This is a genomic window from Ruegeria sp. BF6 (genome assembly GCF_056538665.1).
Map to the genome: position 1 here is coordinate 1 of NZ_JBQFTN010000023.1, position 18,586 is coordinate 18,586.

At 56.4% G+C, this 18,586-nt stretch carries 14 protein-coding genes and 1 pseudogene; 11 read left to right on the plus strand and 4 right to left on the minus strand.

Annotated elements, in window-relative coordinates:
* Positions 1-1,481 precede the first annotated feature (1,481 nt).
* Positions 1,482-1,616 (plus strand): annotated as a pseudogene (locus tag ACR0IM_RS23015) (helix-turn-helix domain-containing protein); the annotation flags it as partial.
* Between the two features lie 35 nt (positions 1,617-1,651).
* On the plus strand, positions 1,652-2,728 hold the full coding sequence (locus ACR0IM_RS23020; RefSeq protein WP_480683321.1) for a tyrosine-type recombinase/integrase: 1,077 nt from the start codon (positions 1,652-1,654) through the stop codon (positions 2,726-2,728).
* A gap of 336 nt (positions 2,729-3,064) precedes the next feature.
* Here ACR0IM_RS23020 and ACR0IM_RS23025 read toward each other — a convergent pair whose 3' ends face one another.
* Complete coding sequence (locus tag ACR0IM_RS23025; RefSeq protein ID WP_480642077.1) at positions 3,065-3,946, minus strand: LysR family transcriptional regulator; 882 nt, start codon at positions 3,944-3,946, stop codon at positions 3,065-3,067.
* 103 nt (positions 3,947-4,049) lie between these two features.
* On the opposite strand from ACR0IM_RS23025, the gene ACR0IM_RS23030 reads away from it, so the two are divergent.
* The 5 genes from ACR0IM_RS23030 (at position 4,050) to ACR0IM_RS23050 (ending at position 12,681) form a co-directional block, all read left to right on the plus strand.
* Positions 4,050-5,225 carry an acyl-CoA dehydrogenase family protein gene (locus tag ACR0IM_RS23030; RefSeq protein WP_480683322.1) on the plus strand — a complete coding sequence of 392 codons (1,176 nt, stop codon included), beginning with the start codon at positions 4,050-4,052 and terminating at the stop codon, positions 5,223-5,225.
* Positions 5,226-5,260: 35 nt separating this feature from the next.
* Complete coding sequence (locus tag ACR0IM_RS23035) at positions 5,261-6,883, plus strand: AMP-binding protein (RefSeq protein WP_480683323.1); 1,623 nt, start codon at positions 5,261-5,263, stop codon at positions 6,881-6,883.
* 328 nt (positions 6,884-7,211) lie between these two features.
* Positions 7,212-8,873 (plus strand): GMC family oxidoreductase, encoded by a 1,662-nt coding sequence (locus tag ACR0IM_RS23040; RefSeq protein WP_480683324.1) that lies wholly within the window; start codon positions 7,212-7,214, stop codon positions 8,871-8,873.
* Positions 8,874-9,472: 599 nt separating this feature from the next.
* A complete protein-coding gene (locus ACR0IM_RS23045) occupies positions 9,473-10,354 on the plus strand; it encodes a FecR family protein (RefSeq protein ID WP_480683325.1) in 882 nt (293 codons plus the stop codon).
* A 206-nt stretch (positions 10,355-10,560) separates the two neighbouring features.
* Positions 10,561-12,681, plus strand: a complete 2,121-nt coding sequence (locus ACR0IM_RS23050; RefSeq protein WP_480683326.1) for a CHASE2 domain-containing protein — start codon at positions 10,561-10,563, stop codon at positions 12,679-12,681.
* Positions 12,682-12,800: 119 nt separating this feature from the next.
* Here the strand turns inward: ACR0IM_RS23050 and ACR0IM_RS23055 are convergent, their stop codons facing one another.
* Both ACR0IM_RS23055 and ACR0IM_RS23060 read right to left on the minus strand, forming a co-directional pair.
* A complete protein-coding gene (locus tag ACR0IM_RS23055) occupies positions 12,801-13,547 on the minus strand; it encodes a pyridoxine 5'-phosphate synthase (RefSeq protein ID WP_480683327.1) in 747 nt (248 codons plus the stop codon).
* 9 nt (positions 13,548-13,556) lie between these two features.
* Positions 13,557-14,207 (minus strand): pyridoxamine 5'-phosphate oxidase family protein, encoded by a 651-nt coding sequence (locus ACR0IM_RS23060; RefSeq protein ID WP_480594354.1) that lies wholly within the window; start codon positions 14,205-14,207, stop codon positions 13,557-13,559.
* Between the two features lie 60 nt (positions 14,208-14,267).
* Between ACR0IM_RS23060 and pdxR the strand changes: the two genes are divergently transcribed.
* On the plus strand, positions 14,268-15,704 hold the full coding sequence (pdxR, locus tag ACR0IM_RS23065; protein ID WP_480642069.1) for a MocR-like pyridoxine biosynthesis transcription factor PdxR: 1,437 nt from the start codon (positions 14,268-14,270) through the stop codon (positions 15,702-15,704).
* 478 nt (positions 15,705-16,182) lie between these two features.
* Here the strand turns inward: pdxR and ACR0IM_RS23070 are convergent, their stop codons facing one another.
* Complete coding sequence (locus tag ACR0IM_RS23070; RefSeq protein ID WP_480594356.1) at positions 16,183-16,653, minus strand: MarR family winged helix-turn-helix transcriptional regulator; 471 nt, start codon at positions 16,651-16,653, stop codon at positions 16,183-16,185.
* Positions 16,654-16,802: 149 nt separating this feature from the next.
* On the opposite strand from ACR0IM_RS23070, the gene ACR0IM_RS23075 reads away from it, so the two are divergent.
* From ACR0IM_RS23075 to ACR0IM_RS23085, 3 genes are all read left to right on the plus strand, one after another.
* A complete protein-coding gene (locus ACR0IM_RS23075; protein WP_480683328.1) occupies positions 16,803-17,123 on the plus strand; it encodes an antibiotic biosynthesis monooxygenase family protein in 321 nt (106 codons plus the stop codon).
* A 37-nt stretch (positions 17,124-17,160) separates the two neighbouring features.
* Entirely contained in the window at positions 17,161-18,237 is a 1,077-nt protein-coding gene (locus tag ACR0IM_RS23080; protein WP_480642066.1) for a CDGSH iron-sulfur domain-containing protein, read from the plus strand.
* 83 nt (positions 18,238-18,320) lie between these two features.
* Positions 18,321-18,584, plus strand: a complete 264-nt coding sequence (locus ACR0IM_RS23085; RefSeq protein WP_480642065.1) for a hypothetical protein — start codon at positions 18,321-18,323, stop codon at positions 18,582-18,584.
* Positions 18,585-18,586: the final 2 nt, after the last annotated feature.

Consider the following 18,586-nt stretch of genomic DNA (forward strand, 5'->3'; position numbering starts at 1 on the left):
AAATCCGCCGCATAATCAGACCAATCAGATGGGCCACATCCTCTCTTAGATCAGAGCGCCATCTGTCCCAAAATCCCTGACGACGGACAGATGCGCTCAAACAGAGCAGCTGAGCATTTGCATAGGACTTGGGTGGCCTCTCAATTAGAGTGATTCGCGTCTGGGCCACCCAGCTGGTGGTAAACATTTGGCAGAAGGCATTGTTAGATTATCCATTAAGATTGAGCGCTATCGATTGAGATTTGACGTCTATTCGATCCAATCAAACGTCAACGAAGTAGCGTGAGACTTGAAAAATTCTTCGGGGTGAATGACCGCGTTAACGGCAAGTCTTAGCGATGCAATCCTCTGTGCCCAAAACGGCACTGAAGACACTCATAAATTAGATGCGTTATCAAAAAAATTTCTCGAAAAATCTGCTCCTCGCATCAATTCCTGGTGCCACCGTTCATTGTGGTGACAATCTTTCAACATGCCGTCCTGAAGTTGGAAGCGACGAAAAAACAGCCATGCCAAAGTCAGAAAATTTCGGGCGTTTCCACTGCGAGGCCCAGTTTCCTGGATGTCGCTTGAAAGCTTCAACTCTTTCAACACAGGTTAGAGGGAGCTGCTCGAAATCACTTTTCATCATGAAACCCCGTTTCCCTAAGCCTGCGGCTTCCAAGTTTACCTAAGCGATGCAACGAACGGTAAGAGGGCCCAACAAGCGATTGAGACGCCGACACAATCTATCACGCGCGAGCCGGTTGCAACGTGGTTCTGAAACCAAAACTATTCAGTGTTTTTGAATACCATTTGCGCGTCGCAACAAGGCACCAAGACTGGCTTAATAAATCAAATCTATTGAAGCGCGCACGATACCTGACTTGTCACGCAATCTCTTCTGAAGGCCGTTTGAGCTCCAATCAACTTTCAAAGTTCAGAACATCGCCTCAAGGAAAAATCTTCATAGCATCGAAGTTAGGTTCGCACTCAACGGACACAGTTTTTCTGTGAACGTGATGGCGGCCACTTTGACGATTGTTAGGAAAAAAGCGTTCACCGCCATCCGAAAATCTCCGCTACCCAACCTCAAGAATTTCGCAGGCATTTTTTCTGCAGCCGGGTTTTTTCTTGGAAAAATCTCCTAAGAAAAAACGAAAAAAGAAGTTCGCGAAAAAAATCACAAAATTTGATGTCAGTTTTTTCTTATACTTTTCAACAACTTGACTCGATGACCCGGGTGTGCGCTGATATCTACCACCCCAATTGACCGGACTGAAACACGAATGCGTTTTGGGAGCAGCGGTCCACGATTATCGAGGTTTCGCGCCAGATCGTGACCTTCGGTAGCACCATACCTGTGGGAGGCCGAAAGCATGATACCCCGACTTGAAAGAGATGCTCCTATGCATAGGACAAACCTTGGCACTATCGGTTTACAAAGAGGAGTTACGAGTAAATCTACGTTGCGAGCTTCAGACCACCAACACTGTTATCCAATGGATACGTCTGAGGCGGCCAGACGCCTCGGGATTTCCAGAAGCACATTATATGAGTGGCTACGTGAGTATGAGCTCAAAGAGGAGCTTCGTGGTAAAACTCACAGCCGTCGCGGGCGAAAGATTGTCATCTACGAAGACCAACTTGCCTTTATTGGGAGGATAATGGAATGCGCAGACCGACATGGGAGCCGAGGTGGTGTGAAAAAACGGGAGATTGGAAAGCCGATTTTTATGTCGCCGGAAGACGCATACGAAAAGGTCTTGGAGTTCGTGACCCCAACAAGAAACGGATCGCGATAAAATTTGCAGAGGAATTGTTTCATTGCGCTTACCAAGAGCAAGAAGAACTAAAGCGCCACGCAGGTTCGCCAACCTTTTGTCAGGCAGCCCTACAATATGTGGAATACGGCGGAGAAAAACGTTTCCTCGAAAAGATCGTCAAGACGATAGGCCCGAACTTGCACCTCAGCGAGTTGGACATGCCGACTATCAAGGCGCTCGCCTTGAAATGTTACCCCGACTGCATGCCGGAAACTCGGCGAAGGCAATTCGAAACCCCTGCAAAGGCTGTCATCAACCATGCCTTGGGGAAGCGCCCCCAGAAACGCGAGGTGCAAAGAGTGCAACGTTTCCTAACTCCTGAAGAAGCCAACGAGTTGTTGGCTGCAGCGACCAGCGAAGCCATTGTTGGACGCTGGGATCCTGCAAGGCATACTCTCAAAAAGATCGCCTTTTTGCTTGGCACCGGTGCAGGGCCTGGGGAAATGTTTGCCGTCGATGTCGAGGACATTTTCCCGCAAACTGGACGTGTTTGGATTGCCTGCAAGGAAGCCGGAGCTTCAAAGACCGCATTTCGAGAGCGATGGGTTGTACCCCCTGATTATGCCTGGCGTCTAATGGGTGAATTTCCCAAAGACGGAAAAGCGTTTCGGACACCAAGCGGCTCACCTTACATCCTTCGCGAAAATGGGGGTGGGCAAATGTCAGCGGCCTTTCAGACTGTCCGCGAAGCTGCCGGCCTTGGCTCGGACGTGACCCCGTATGTTTTGCGCCACACTTGGGCAACCTGGTTTTACGCACAAACAAAGGACGACCTACTTTTGAGGAAACTGGGGGGATGGGCCAAGAAGGACATGGCATACCACTACGTAAAACTTGCGCCACCGGATCTCAGCGAAAGACTGTTAAGTTTTGGCTGGGACTTTAGGCAAAATTTGGACAAGCTGCCTTATGGAAAATGTTAATATAATGAAAAGTATACGAAAAAATGAAAGAAGCGCTCCCTTAGCAGGGCAGCGCCTTCGACCACTCGGCCACGTCTCCGCCGACGGGTATATCCTTGCAAACGCTGGAAATACAAGGCCAATTCTGATCAGATTGGCAGTTTTCTGAGAAATCCCGGAACTACTTGAAATCTCACCAAATAGCACTGCTTAAACCGATTCCGGACCATGTCCGGTCAACCGATTTCAGCTGGGTGTAATGGGAACAGGTTGCAGATTCGCAAAACACATTGAGGCTGTACGCACCCGTGCGCAGCATCGGGTGTCGAACATGCCCCGATACCTAGCTATGCACCGTCAGTTTTTCAAAAGGTCAATGACCAGCCCTCCCTGAGCTGTGTCCCAAAAGCCTTCGCGGCCAAGAACCCAATATCCGAAATCCGATCGTGCGTGATGGGTCGACATGGGAACCAGACTTTGTCCGTCGATCAGGTCCTGGATGATCCCCGTCCACCCAAGCGCTACCCCGGCTCCGGTCAGGGCAAGATGCAGCGCCATTCCGTGATCATTGACCACGACGCGGTTGTCCGAAAGGCGCCAATCGTCTTGAGAGCGATCCAGCCACGCCTCCCAACTCAGCCAGCGCCTTTCCGGATCTTCCTGTTCGATCAGCGGAATGCTGGACACGTCAATGCTGCCATCTGGCTGCCGGTAGCGTTCGATCAGGCTGGGGGAGGCAACAGGACAAACGGCTTCATCAATCAGCTTTCGGGCCTCGAATCCCGGCCAGTGGCCTTGACCAAAGAGAATCCAGCAATCTGCCGGCTCCACAAACAGGTCCGCGTCCTTGACCAGGGTGATTACCTTTACCTGAACATCCAACCGCTCGGACAGTTCCGGCAGGCGCGAAGACAACCAGTAAGCTCCGATTCCCGGATAAGTCGCGATTGCGAAAACCCCGTCGCCCTCTTTCGCGCGAATCCGGGCCGCCGTCGTTCGTATGTTTCGAAAAGCCCGTGACACGCTGTCATAGAGCTCACTCGCGTCCGGGGTCGGTACCAGACGCCCATGCGATTTCTCGAAGAGAACGGCACCAAGATCCTGCTCAAGCTTCTTGATCTGATAGCTTATCGCCGGTTGTTGCACGTTCAGCGCCTTGGCCGCCAGCGTGAAGCTGCCATGCCAGTAAGCCTCTTCGAAGGCTCTCAGACCCTTGAGTGTCGGAAGGCTGTCAGCCATTGAAAAATTCAATCTCCTGCTCAGAATTTTCCGCGTATTGTAGAAGAAAAAACTCGTTTAAACAGAAAAAACTATTCTAATGCCGGAAACTGGGAGGCCTCACTTGTCCACCGATATTGAAAAAATTTTGAACATGGCGCGCGAACACGCGGCCGCTGAGGTTGCTCCTAACGTTGACGCCTGGAACCAGTCAGGAGTTTGGCCGCGTGCAGTGTCGGACAAGGCTGGGGCTGCGGGTCTTACGGGTCTTTATGCCCCCGAAGAATATGGTGGTCAGGGGCTTTCCCTTGGCGACGGCATCCGGGTTTACGAAGAGCTTGGAATGGCCGATGGCGCCTATGCGTTCGCGTTGTCGATGCACAATATCTGCACCTTTGCCGGGTGCGGCTATGGCACCGAAGCATTCAAGGCGCAGTGGGCGCGTGATCTTACATCCGGCCGGAAACTTGCGAACTTCGCGTTGACGGAACCGCAATCGGGCTCTGACGCCACCAACATGTACAGCCGCGCCGTGATCAATACAGATGGCACATGGACTATCAATGGCGCAAAGGCCTGGGTCAGCCTAGCGGGTGAAGCCGATATCTATTTCACCGTTGTGAAGACGTCCGATCAGCCCGGCCATCAGGATATGGCGATGATCGCCATCCCGGCCGACACTCCGGGCCTGAGCTTTGGGCCGCGTTATGAAACGCCCAGCTACAACTTCCTGCCCCTGTCCGAGATGTACATGAAAGATGTCGTCGTCTCAGAGGACAATATCATCCTGCCAGTCGGACAAGGGCTGCAGGGGTCACTGATGGCAATCGACATCGCTCGTGTGTCCATCGCCTCGGGCTGTTGCGGATTGATGCAGGCCGCGCTGGACACGGCGCTGAGCTATTCCAAGAACCGCAAAATGTTTGGCGGCAAGAACCTGGATCTGGATGGCATCCAATGGATGCTGGGCGATGTTGCGACCGAGTTGGAGGCCTCGCGTTTGTTGTACCGGGCGGCGGCAAACGCGCTTGGAACGCCTGAAGGACCGGTAATGGCGGCCCATGCCAAGCGATTTGTTCCGGATGCGGCCATCAAGGCGGCCAATACATGCACGCAGGTGCTTGGGGGGATGGGGTTGCTCAAACCCTATGGCCTCGACCGCCTGTCCCGGCTCAGCCAGATGCTGCGCATCGTTGACGGTACAACGGAAATCAGCCGGGTCGTTATTGGGCGCAGTCTGATGAAACGGGCAATAAACCTGCCAGACTTGCCAATCCCCAAAGGCTTCGGAGAAGCCTAAGTCAAGTCACGCTGGTCTGTTTGGGAGGGTTGACCATGCAAAAACACTTTGAAGCGATGGAAAAGACAGCGGCCAACCATGTGCCGCTGTCCCCTCTATCCTTTCTGAACCGGGCGGCGGCGCTGCACGGAAAACGCACGGCGGTTGTTTACGGGGACACGCGGCGCGATTGGGGTGAAGTTGTCCAGCGCTCGCGCGCTGTTGCGCGAGGGTTGGCTGAATTGGGCATCACCAAAGGCGACACGATTTCCGTTCTCTGCCCCAATATACCCGAACTGTTCGAGCTTCATTTCGCCGTACCCTTGTCCGGTGCCGTATTGAACACACTGAACACGCGGCTGGAACCCGAGACGGTTGCCTACATTCTGGATCATGCTGACACTAATCTGGTGATTGTCGACCGTGAGCTGGTGCCACTTTTGTCCAAAGCCTTTGAACTACTCGGTCGTGATATCCCGGTTGTGGAAGTCACCGACCCGAATGCCGCGGGTCAAGACAGTCTTGGCGGGCAGGACTATTGCGAGCTTTTGAACAAAGGCGAATACGCTGGCCCGGCTGTGCCCGAGGATGAATGGGACGCGATTGCGCTGAACTATACCTCGGGCACCTCCGGGCGCCCGAAAGGCGTGGTGTATCATCACCGCGGCGCTTACCTGATGGCACTTGGCACTGTGGCGGCGTGGCAGATGCCCAGCTATCCGGTTTACTTGTCCATTGTGCCGATGTTCCATTGCAACGGCTGGGGGCACCCTTGGGTGATGGCACTTCAGGGGGGAACCATGGTGTTCACCCGCGTGCCGGCCGCAGACAAGATTTTGGCGTCGATCCACGAACATGGCGTGACCCATTTGGGCGCGGCACCAATCGTGCTGCAGATGCTGGCCGAATTGGACAACAGCGGGACCGCCCCTTTTTACCCGGCCATCAAAGTGATGACCGCAGGTGCGCCGCCCCCACCTTCGGTTTTGGAGAAAACTACGGCGATGGGTCTGGACGTCATGCAGGTCTACGGCCTGACCGAAACCTTTGGCCACATTTCTCAGTGCCTGTGGCAGGAAGAGTGGGCCGATGAAAGCCCGGCCGAGCAGGCGCGACTGCAAGCGCAACAAGGCATCGCCTTTCCAATGGTCGAATCTGTTGAGGTCATCGACCGCGACAGCTGGGAAACCGTCCCCCGGGATGGCGAAACGCAGGGTGAGATCACCATTCGCGGCAATACGGTCATGAAGGGTTATTACAAGGACGCTGCTGCCACGACCGAGGCTTTCGACAAGGGGTATTTCTGGTCCGGAGACGCCGCCGTGGTCAACCCGGACAGCTACATGCAGATCCGGGACAGATTGAAGGACGTCATCATCTCGGGCGGTGAAAACATATCCTCGGTTGAGGTCGAGGCCGTTCTGTACCGCCACCCCGCGATCCAGGCGGCCGCAGTTGTGGCCAAACCCGACCCCAAATGGGGCGAGGTGCCCTGTGCCTTTGTCGAATTGCGACCGGGCCATCAAGCAGAAGGCCGCGAAATCATAGCGTTTTGCCGCGAGCATTTGGCCGGGTTCAAGGCACCCAAGTCAGTGGTGTTTACTGACCTGCCCAAGACTTCGACCGGGAAAATCCAGAAATTCCAGCTCAGGGAAAAAATAAAAGCCGCAGAGTCCTGAAAGACCGGCCCTTTTCATCCCTTGGACAGCCTGCGCCGCGTCCTGATGACCATCCTTTGGGGCCGACACTTTGCAGCAAGATGCGAACCCACCAAGAAACCGCGAAAGGCTTCTGGATGGGGAGCACCCCTTTTGCTAACGTCGCCCCGATCATGACCACTTACCGTGAAATAATCCGGCCCCACTTTTTACCGCGCCTATTCAAAGTTGCATTGCCGGATGTGCGGTTCGGCACGACTTCAAGACCTAATCTGCAGCTCTGTTCGAAGAACGTCCTGGTGGCGTCTGATATCGTCCTGCCCCAAACCCACCGACCCGGAGCCCGACCATGCCTGTCGAAACGTTTGATTACATCGTCGTAGGGGCTGGCACCGCCGGTTGCCTGCTTGCCAATCGCCTCAGCAAGGATCCGTCGAACAGAGTGCTGTTGCTGGAAGCCGGTAAAAAGGACACCTACCCCTGGATTCACATCCCGGTCGGCTATCTGTACTGCATCGGTAATCCTCGTACCGATTGGCTGTATCGGACCGAGCCAGACAAAGGCCTGAACGGCCGCGCGCTACTCTATCCACGCGGCAAGACATTGGGCGGCTGTTCCTCAATCAACGGCATGATCTACATGCGCGGTCAGGCGCGGGACTATGACAACTGGGCCAAGTTAAGTGGAGAGGAAGACTGGAGCTGGGAAAACTCGGTCCCGGACTTCAAGGCACATGAAAGCCACTACAAGCTGGACAATGGCGCCGATCCGGAAACCGGCAACAACAGCCGGTTTTCGGACCTGCATGGGCATGGCGGCGAATGGCGCGTAGAAAAGCAGCGTCTGCGCTGGGATGTGCTGGATGCCTTTGCCAACGCCGCAGTCGAGGCGGGAATTGAACCGACCGATGACTTTAATTCGGGCGACAATGCCGGGGTTGGTTATTTCGATGTGAACCAGAAATCAGGTTGGCGATGGAGCACCTCGAAAGGTTTCCTCCGCCCCGCGAAAGCGCGCCAGAACCTGGCCATCTGGACCGAAGCGCAGGTCGAGCGCCTGACCTTCGATACTGCCCCCGATGGCGCAACCCGCTGCTCCGGCGCGTTAGTGCACTGCGCGGGGCATTCGGTGACCGTGTGTGCCTCCACCGAGGTCATCCTGTCGGCAGGTGCCATCAACTCGCCACAGATTCTGCAGTTGTCAGGTATCGGCAATGCCGAGTTTCTGAAGTCCCACGGAATTGAGGTGGTGCAGAACGCGCCCGCTGTTGGAGAAAACCTGCAGGACCACCTGCAGATCCGCGCAGTGTTCAAGGTAGACGGAACCAAAACCCTCAATACGCTGGCAAACAGCCTTTTAGGCAAAGCCAGGATCGGTCTGCAATATGCCCTGCAACGCTCTGGTCCGATGAGCATGTCGCCCAGTCAGTTGGGGGCCTTCACTCGGTCCGACCCGTCCCGCGCTCATCCTAACTTGGAATATCACGTCCAACCGCTGAGCCTTGAAGCCTTTGGCGAAGATCTGCACGATTTCCCGGCCATCACCGTCAGCGTCTGCAACCTGAACCCGACCAGCCGTGGCCTCGTTCGCATCCGGTCGAACAATTACACCGACGCGCCGATGATCACGCCGAACTATCTGGCCACCAAGGATGACCGCAAGGTCGCTGCCGACAGCCTGCGCCAAGTGCGCGAGATCATGTCCAAACCAGCGATGCAGAAATACAGTCCGCAGGAATGGAAGCCGGGTGTTCAGTTCCAGACCGATGAAGAACTGGCAAATCTGGCCGGTGACATCGCCAACACCATCTTTCACCCTGTAGGCACGGCAAAGATGGGGCACGAGGACGATCCGACCGCGGTGGTCGATCCCTATCTGAAGGTCAAAGGCATCAAGGGGCTGCGCGTAGTTGACGCTAGCATCATGCCCGAGATCACCAGCGGCAACACCAACGCCCCGACCCTGATGATCGCGGAAAAGGCCGCACGCTGGATTCTGGACGGTCGGTAACCCAACCACACAGTGGCCTCGGGTTCTTGGGAGGACCTCGGTCTTGTGTCAAATCAGCGGCCAAGAACCATGGAACGGCAGGGACAGTGCGCATGCTGTTCCGATTGTCCTCTGGACTGCCGCTTGTCGGTGTCAAAGCCACCGGCCTTGCTCAGTAAACTGTAGGTTCCCGCCACGGTCGGGGCGCAGCAGATCAGAGAGCGACGCCCCGCTTTGGAAAAGCCCGGCCAATGCTAGCTGATCCGCAACAAACTGATCCTCAAACATGATCAGGTCGATGCCATTCGGTTCAGGTATCGGCCTATCTCACACAGAAAACTTGCCAGATATGCAGGTTTTAGGGCATATTTGTATGGATTTAATAAGTTCAAATTCATACAAATGAATTTCTTGAGGCTGAACCGAGCGGCGGGCGCTTTGCGCCCGAGACCACCTGTGGGGGAAGGAAGTTGGTTTTGGCTTGGTTGAGACTGTTACTCGTTTTTTGTTGTGTTTTGCTGCTGCCATCGCAGGTTTTAGCTGAAATCGGGAAAGTCATAGGCGTCAAACAAGGCGCACTCATCACGCGCGCTGGGAAAACCCAACCGTTGCAGGCTGGAATGGGAGTTGCTTCTGGCGATTCCATTTCAACCGACCGTAGCGGTGTGGTTCAGCTTGTTTTCGTTGACGAAACCAAGATTGCCATCGGCCCGAACGCACGCATGATGCTGGATGTGACAATGCTGCGCGGCAACCGAAAGGCCAAGAATTTCGCGGTTCAGGCATTGGGTGGCAGTTTTCGGTTTATCTCCGGCAAGAGCAAAAAGCGCGCCTATTCCATCAACACTCCGACCGCGACAATGGCGGTGCGGGGCACAACCTTCGACCTTTGGGTCGTTCCCGGCACTCAAAGTGCCATGCTGGTTTTGCAGGGACGGGTAGAAATGTGCGGCCAGAACGGCAATTGCCGTGAAGCCGGGCGCCAGTGCAGCCTTCTGGCAACGACACAAGCCGGCAGTATTGGTCGCCCTGTCGATCAGGAAAGCTATGACAAGGCACTGAAAAAGGGGTTTCCCTTCGTTCAGTCGCAGGAACAGCTGCTGGCCCCTTTGCAAGTAGACTTCAGAGGTTGCGGAACAGATACCCTGCCGCCGCCACCGCAACGGTCCGAGGCGCGGGAAACCAGTCCCGAGCGCGGCGAAACAGGCGGTGTTGAAAGCGCCGCGGCTGCGGAGTCGCGCAGTGAAACTCCGTCCGAACAAAGCGTCGGTCAGGGGAACGGTGGCAACATCGGCAGCAATACTGGCAGCGGCAACGGCAATGGCGGCAATATCGGAGCCAGCAGCGGCAGCGGGGATGGGCGCGGTGGTTCGATCGGTGGTGGCTCGGGCAGCGGTGGTCCGGGAAGCGGCGGCACAATCGGCGGCGGCGACACCGGAGGATTCGGGGGCGCTCCCGGCGGCGGTGGCGCCGGTGGGAATGGCGGTAACAGCGGCAGCTGAAGATATAATGGCACCGCTAGATGACACCAGTTCAGGCGATGTCGTGGCGGCACCCGCACGTTCAGGGATGACCAAGGCATTCGGAGGCTAACGTGACCGGAAAGCCCAGGGAAAGAACGGGGCGACGGCGAGCCTTTCAGTTTGTGGGGCTCGGACTGATTCTGTTTGGATGTTTCATAAGGGTGCTCGATCCTTACCCGGTGCGAATGACGCGGCTGATTTATTTTGACCTTTTGCAACGCATTTCGCCGCGGGAATACAACCCCGACCTTCCAGTTCGCGTAGTGGATATTGACGAACGGTCGCTGGCTAACTGGGGGCAATGGCCCTGGCCCAGAACCCTGCTTGCTCAGATGGTCAATAACCTGGGCGAATACGGTGCTGCCTCCATCGCCTTTGACATGCTGTTCATTGAGCCCGACAGGTTCTCACCCACACGCCTGCTGAACGATCCTGCTCTTGCTGGCGTGGTTTCGGTGGACCATCATGCCTCGAAACTGGACAACGACGTGCTGTTCGCGCTGGAAATCGCCAACTGGCCAGTGGTTTTGGGTGCCGCGGCCCGGCAATCCGGCGACGGGCGGGCCGTCACGCCCCACGCCGGCATCATAGAAATCGGGGAAACGCCAACTGCGGGGCTGGTCACGGTTCCTCATTGGACGCCGCCCGCCCCGCCGCTGGATCGCAGCGCAGCAGGTGTCGGCGGGGTCAACGTTTCACCTCTGGGCGGCATGGGTATCATACGCCGCGTTCCCATCCTGTGGGGCGGCCCGGACGGAACGCTGCCGGGGCTGGGCGTCGAGGCACTCAGGGTCGCATTGGACGAGCCCATCATCATTGCCGAGGGTACACCGGACGAAGCTGGTATCATGTTGGCGGTCGAGATCGGAGAGTTCCGACTGCCCACCACGGAAAACGGCGAAGTCTGGGTCCGGTACAGACGTGACAATCCGGATTTGTACCTGTCGGCGGACGATATCATGCAAGACCCGGATAACCCCGCTCTGCGCGCAGAAATCGAAGGTCACATCATATTGGTCGGCACCTCAGCTGCGGGACTGTTCGACATGCACCAGACGGCGCTGGGTGAATCCGTTCCGGGAGTGTCGATCCACGCGCAAATCCTGGAGCAAATTCTGACCGGCGAAATGATGAGCCGCTCGGATGTGACCGCCGCCCTTGAATTGCTGTCCTTCGTCACTCTGGGCATCGTGGTCACGGCTGTCATGGCCCGGTTCGGCGCGGTGGCCTCGTTCGTGGCGGGTGGCGCCTCGGCGGCGGTTGTTCTCGGCATCAGTTGGCTGGCCTTCCAGAACCAGCTGATCCTGTTCGATGTCACTTTTCCGTTGATGGGTGGCATGGCCAATTTCGGCCTTCTCGCGGGCTATCTGTTCATTTCGACAGAGCGCGAAAAGCGGGTGATCCGGCAGATCTTTTCTCACTATGTCGCACCTGAAATCCTGGATGAGATGGAGGGGACGGGCCATCAACTGCAACTGGGAGGGGAAACGCAGGATATCACTGTGATGTTTTCCGATATTCGAGGCTTCACCCCGCTGTCCGAGTCGATTTCGGCCACGGATCTTGTCGCCCTGCTAAACCAGTTGTTTTCACAGATCGGGGATCAGATCCTGCTGGAACGAGGCACCATCGACAAGTTCATAGGCGATGCGGTGATGGCCTTTTGGAACGCGCCGCTGCCAGTCGAGGACCACCCTTGCCGCGCAGCACAGGCGGCGCTGCTGATGCGGCAGGCGCTGATCGAATTCAATGCGTCGGACGCCATGACTGGGCGGCCACCGATTGCCCTGGCCACGGGGTGTGCCACCGGTCGGGCCTGTGTCGGCAATATCGGGTCCAAACGTCGGTTCAACTACACCGTGATTGGGGATGTGGTGAATGTCGCAGCGCGGATCGAACAAAGTTGCCGCCATGTCGACTATGACATCCTGGTTTCCTGCTCGGTTTACGAAAAAACCAGGCACGACATGGCCATGCTCGAGGCTGGGTATGTCGACCTCAAGGGCCGCACCGATCTGGAGCCTGTGTTTGTTCTGGTGGGTGACAAGGCCATGCTGGACACGCCCGCGTTTCAAAAGCTGGACGCAACCCACAAGAAACTGATTGAGGCCATTCGGGGTCGTCAGCCACCGGATCAGGTCGAGGCGATCAGCGAAGATTGCATTGCACAGGCGCGTCACATCGAGCCCGGCCTGCTGAAATTCTACGGCGCGCTGTCCGGCCGAACGGCGGACTTCAGGTCCGAGTTCCAGTCCAGCCAGTTGATTTTCAGCCACCACGAGCGCGAAAGCACGTCCTCAGCGTGACAAGCATAGAACAGACAGCCAAGCTTACCCGCCAGGCAATGTGCATACGACCACCCAGGGCCGGGTGCATTCCTGCTTTCAACGTAGCCCTAATCGACGGCTCTGTTCCCCGGAAGCCTTCATCCTTCGGCGGGCGCGCAGGACCCCAGATAGCGGCGAACAGTTTCGGCCATCCCGAATGTCAAAGCATCGCAGAACAGCGCATGGCCGATAGAGACCTCTGCAATCGACGGGATACGGGTAATCAGCTTGCGCGTCCCACCAACCGTCAGATCGTGACCCGCATTGACCTGCAGGCTCTGCCCCTTGGCTGCGGCTGCTGCTTCGGCCAGACGTTCAAGTTCCCGATCTTCAGCAACGGGATCGCTGTGTGCGCCACCAAACGGGCCAGTAAAAAGCTCGACCCGATCCGCCCCTGTCTGGGCTGCAGGACCCATATGTGTCGCGTCCGGGTCGCTAAACAGCGACACGCGATGGCCGTTTCTCTTTAGTCCGGCAACCACCTCTGCCAGCATCGCGCCCTGTGTCTCGAAATCCCAGCCATGGTCGCTTGTCGCCTGCGTGGGATCATCCGGCACAAGCGTCACCTGATCCGCGCGAACTTCGTGAACAAGCGACAGGAACCGGGCATCGGGATAGCCTTCGACATTCAGCTCCCGGTCCGGAAACTCTGTATCAAGCAGCACCCGCAGCGCCCGTACATCTCCGGGTCGGGTATGGCGTTCGTCTGGCCGGGGGTGCACGGTCACACCCGCAGCACCTGCAGCTAGGGCGATCCGGGCCAGATCCACCACATCCGGCCATGGGTGTTCGCGCCGGTTTCGAAGCAAGGCAGCAACGTTCAGATTCACCGAAAGGTCTGTCATGTCACTGCCCTACAACTGAAAAGACTGCACATGCGCGGGCATCGGGATACCGTCGATGTTGCGGGGATCGGGGATCGGGTCTCCGACCTTGGTGCTGACGGGAATGACCCCGGCCCAGATCGGCAGGCCGTAATCCTCTTCCTCATCCTTGGGCCCACCGGTGCGAATCTTGGCGCTGCCTTCGGAAATCTCCATGCCCAGCACCATGGTCGCCTTCAGATCCTGCGCATAATCCGGCCGCAGGCCTTCATAGCGCCCGGGAAACAAGCCGTTCACAAACCGGGCAAGCTTTTTCAGTTTTTCCGCAGGGTCTTCGATCTTGAATGCCGACCCGAACAGCGTGACCGACCGCGAATTGACCGAATGGTGCATTCCGGACCGGGCCAGCACAAAGCCATCAAGGATCGCCACCGAAAGACACACCTGCGCGTCGCGCGCGTTGCGCAGCGCGCGACTGGCCGAAGAGCCGTGCCAATAGACATGGTTGTCTTCACGCCACTGCAGCGTCGGCGTGACAAATGGCTTGCCATCAATCACGTATCCCACGCTGCACATGGGCTGCGCGTCCAGAATTTGGTTGATCGTGGCGCGGTCGAAATGCCCCCGCTCGTGCGATCTGCGTAGGCGCGTTCTGTCGGTTATATCCAGTGTCTCGTTCATATTCATAGCTCGGGTTTGTTCTTGCTATGACCGTAATGCCCGGATATTGGGTGTTGGCAAATGACCAATTTTGAATCTTTTTCTAAGGCCAATTTGCACCGCGACCTGTTCGCGATTTCGCTGGATGCGTCGCTGAAGACGTCATTGCAGGCCCAGTTGCTGGATGCGTTGCGGCGCGTTGTCTCCAAGTCGCCGAACCTGGTCGGCGCGCGGCTGCCCGCCAGCCGGACCCTGGCGTCCGAGCTTTCGATCTCGCGCACCACGGTTCAGGCGGTCTTTGACCAGATGATCAGCGAAGGATATCTGGTCACCCGGCAAGGCAGCGGAACCTTTGTTGCCAGCGAAATCACCCACCTGTCGCAGCCACAGCCAATTTCCCGTCCGGCTGGTCCCGTAACCGCGGAATGGCGCCCCTTCCAAACCGGGCTGCCCGATCAAAACCTGTTACCGCACCGGCAATGGGCCCGCCATCTTGAACGCGCATGGCGCAGCCCGGCACCCGAGCTTTTGACGCGCCCGGATCCTCTGGGCTGGTATCCGCTACGCGAAGCGATTTCGGACCACCTTTCCGCGTGGCGTCATTTGAACTGTGATCCCGGTCAGGTGGTCATCACCTCGGGCGCACGCGAGGCTTTCGAGGTGATTTTCTATGGTCTGCTTGGTGCAGGCAAACATGTTGCGATCGAGGATCCCTGCTGGCCCAAATTGCACACGATCCTTGCCGACACGGGCAACAGTGCCCGTCCCGTCCGTATCGATCGGGACGGGCTGGACGTGGCCAGAATTCCGCAGGGAATACATGCCACGATCGTTACCCCCTCGCGGCACTATCCTACGGGTGTGAGCCTACCCCTGTCCCGCCGGGTTGCTCTGCTGGATTGGGCGCGGCAAACCGGAGCGGCAGTGATAGAAGATGACTATGACAGCGAGTTCCGATATCGCGGGCAACCTTTGCCGTCCCTCTCGGGTCTGGACGGCCTGACGAACACGATTTACCTCGGCAGCTTTTCGAAACTGGTCAGCCCCGCGCTGAGGATCGGGTACCTGGTTGTTCCCAAGAGATTTTTACACAACACCCTGGCCTATCTTGGCCGCGTCGGTCCGCGCGCCTCGTTGATCCCGCAACCCGCTTTGGCAGCGTTCATGAACAGCGGAGAGTTTGCGATGCACCTGCGACGGATGCGGCGGGTCTATGCACGGCGTCAGAGCCACCTGCTTGAAGCGCTGTCCCCGGTAGCGGGCCTTCTGAATCTTCAGCCTGACTCCTCGGGAATGCACTTGTGCCTGTCGCCAAAGGCACCGCTGGTTGACCGAATGTCGGATCTTGAGATAGGCAAACTTGCCGAGCAAAACGGTCTGCGCGTCAACGCCTTGTCAGCCCACTGCGTTCTGCCCGAAAAACTGCAAGGCTTGTTGCTTGGATATGCAGCTTTTGACGAGGACACGCTCTCGGACGCGGCAGATCGATTGATCACCCTCCTTCGCACACACGCCTGAACTGTCGCGAAAAGCAGCCGCCAAAACCGCTCCAGCACATGGTGTAGCTTTACACCAGCGCCGGAGAAACGTGATATCATGAAAGCACAACAAGTACTTTCGTTGTTTGGAAACGCGGAGACTGTGAGGGGGAGGTTCACCTGCTTCGACAGTCTTTCTGCTTGTTAACGTTGATATCCGTCTCAAGTAAGGAAAGGCTGAATGCCGCTTTCAAAGACAAAGCTGCTCCAACTCATCCTTGGAACTGGTGGATGGAATTCAACATTAAAGATGTCCTTGAACGCCACGCTAAACGTAGCAGAACGAATTTATATGTGAAGCGATCTCTGGTTGAGTGGTCCACTCGTCTGCGGATCAAACTCACCATCACTTCAATCCTCCTGATAGCCGCAACTGATCGCGCGCGTAGAGAGCGATTGCGGCGATCCCACAACAGCAAATGCAGCGAACTGAACAAGAGTCCGTATTGTTTGGAGCGCTAGTCCTGCGAAGACAACGCCTCCTGTACACGCGCCCTCAGGAAGCCGATGACCTTTTGTGTGGTCGCGATGTCTTCAGTCGAAAGACCTTTGGACAGTTCGTTCACCCATGGAACTTGCAGCGCGATAGCGGCATCGAACAGTTTTTGACCTTCTGACGTTAGCGTAACGAGTTGCGCGCGCTTGTGATGCGGGTTTGGTCGAAACTCTATGATTCCTTCCTTTTCCATCTCATTGACGATGCGCTGAACACCCTGGCGATGAACCCCCATCGTCCGAGCATGCCATGCGACAGATTCGGGGCGCTCCGCATAGGCGATCGCCCCAAGGATCTGCCAGCGCGCGCTGGTTAGTCCAAGATCAGCCACCAGACGATCTCCAGCGAGCTGCAATCTGCCATTCAGTCGAAACACGTCCAGGATTAGCGCCGTCACCGCCTCTCCGGCCTCTGTCCATTGTTCGTTTGCCATGCGAGCAATCTGACCTGTTGACAACATATAGTCAATATGATTAATGAAAAAGAAACGACAACATGTCACCAAATAGAGCACCCACTCACGGAGCAAGACACATGGTCAACTTCAAATCTCTGGATCCCGAGTTTCCAATTGAACAGCAATTGAGCGTCGAAGCCGGACCTGTTGTTTTGGTCAACCTGTTCACAGTGGATACGGCAGATCAGGGTGCTTTGGTTGAAGCCTGGAAAGAGGATGCGCTCTGGATGAAAAAGCAGCCGGGTTACATCAGCACGCAGCTGCACAAGGCCATCGGCGAAAGCAGCATGTTTTTGAATTACGCCGTTTGGGATTCTGTGGATGACTTCCGCGCGGCATTTTTGAACCCAGAGTTTCAGAATGCGCTCAGTCATTACCCATCCAGCGCAGTAACCGCACCGCATCTCTTTGAAAAAATTGCTGTGCCCAACTGCTGCGCGGCCTGACGGACACCTAATCAAAAACTGATCAGAGGATGCAAAGATGAAAACACGCATTCACGCAATAGCAGGCGGAATCGGCTTCCTGATGATCCTTCTCTTCTGGACGTCCACGGCAATCAGTGAGCTGTTTGCGAGCCACGCGACGGTCGCAGCTGTTAAGGGTTTGATCCTCAAAGGCATGTTTATCCTGATCCCGGCAATGGTAATTGCGGGCGGATCGGGCACTGTGATGGGTAAGAACCGAACGGATACCAAGGCGGTCGCAAAGAAGAAACGAATGCCCATCATTGCGATGAATGGGCTTCTGGTCCTGTTGCCATCAGCATGGTTTCTGGCAGGCAAAGCTACCGCGGGCGAATTCGATACCGTCTTCTACACGGTTCAGGCGGTCGAGCTGATCGCTGGAGCCGCAAACCTGACCATGATGGGTCTCAATATTCGCGATGGCCTTACCATGACAGGGCGTATCGGTGGCCCGCGCGCGGAATCCACGAACCTGCAAAAGCCGGTAATAGAAGAGCGCCCCGCAGGGCCGTTGGTAGCCAAATCCGTTCCACGGCTCACCAACTATGACGGTCAGGAGCTTGACGCGGGCTCAGTTGTTGCCTTGTGTCGCTGCGGGCAATCGAAGAAGAAACCCTATTGCGACGGGTCGCACAGTGAATTTGGCTTTTCCTCGGAACCCTCACCGGACCGCACTCCCGATGGCGTAAAAGTCTTCGAGGGTGAGCAGCTTGATATCTACTACAACCGCTTGCTCTGCTCACACGCGGGAGTATGTGGAGCGACATTGAAAACCGTTTTCGACACCAAGCGAGACCCCTGGATCGCGCCTGACAATGCGACCCCGGATGACATCAGGGGTGTGATTGGGGCGTGTCCCTCCGGGGCGCTGTCCTGGAGTGAACCGGGCGGATCACCACAACACATCACGCATGACGCGCCCGGGATCACAATCGAAAAAGACGGGCCCTATCGTGTGACACAGATCCGACTGGCCTCAGGTGTTCAAGTCCAGGCGGCTTCCATGGAAAAGTATGTCCTGTGTCGGTGCGGTGCCTCAAAAAACAAACCTTTTTGTGACGGGTCGCATGCCGATATCGGTTGGACCGGCTGAATCGAACTCCAAACTTCTCTTAACCTATAGGCGTTAGGAGCTGTATCTTTGAAAAAGCACTGATTGCTTGCGCTGCCAGCCTCTTGATCTCAACACTGTCCCTTGCCGAAACAAACGATATCGGAACGGGTCAGGAGCTGGCAAAGCTCATTTTCGCCTCCAATGAAAGCAATCACAGAGGGCTGACCGATATGGGACAAATCACTGCCTTTGGGAAAGACCTATTCGTCTCCATGGATGGCAATGATGATGGCGGCATTGCATTCGAGGGGCTCAAGGAGCGGGGCTTCGGTTTTGAATCTATTGCCGAGGACGAAGGGCAGCGGCACATCTATGACACCGCTTAGAA

Bases quoted from the DNA above. Each gene is read 5' to 3' on its own strand.
- ACR0IM_RS23040 (WP_480683324.1), top strand. From the start codon at position 7,212: ATGCCTGTCGAAACGTTTGATTACATCGTCGTAGGGGCTGGCACCGCC.
- ACR0IM_RS23080 (WP_480642066.1), top strand. From the start codon at position 17,161: ATGAAAACACGCATTCACGCAATAGCAGGCGGAATCGGCTTCCTGATG.
- ACR0IM_RS23070 (WP_480594356.1), bottom strand. From the start codon at position 16,653: ATGGCAAACGAACAATGGACAGAGGCCGGAGAGGCGGTGACGGCGCTA.
- pdxR (WP_480642069.1), top strand. From the start codon at position 14,268: ATGACCAATTTTGAATCTTTTTCTAAGGCCAATTTGCACCGCGACCTG.
- ACR0IM_RS23050 (WP_480683326.1), top strand. From the start codon at position 10,561: ATGACGCGGCTGATTTATTTTGACCTTTTGCAACGCATTTCGCCGCGG.
- ACR0IM_RS23060 (WP_480594354.1), bottom strand. From the start codon at position 14,207: ATGAACGAGACACTGGATATAACCGACAGAACGCGCCTACGCAGATCG.
- ACR0IM_RS23055 (WP_480683327.1), bottom strand. From the start codon at position 13,547: ATGACAGACCTTTCGGTGAATCTGAACGTTGCTGCCTTGCTTCGAAAC.
- ACR0IM_RS23025 (WP_480642077.1), bottom strand. From the start codon at position 3,946: ATGGCTGACAGCCTTCCGACACTCAAGGGTCTGAGAGCCTTCGAAGAG.
- ACR0IM_RS23020 (WP_480683321.1), top strand. From the start codon at position 1,652: ATGCGCAGACCGACATGGGAGCCGAGGTGGTGTGAAAAAACGGGAGAT.
- ACR0IM_RS23035 (WP_480683323.1), top strand. From the start codon at position 5,261: ATGCAAAAACACTTTGAAGCGATGGAAAAGACAGCGGCCAACCATGTG.
- ACR0IM_RS23045 (WP_480683325.1), top strand. From the start codon at position 9,473: ATGGGAGTTGCTTCTGGCGATTCCATTTCAACCGACCGTAGCGGTGTG.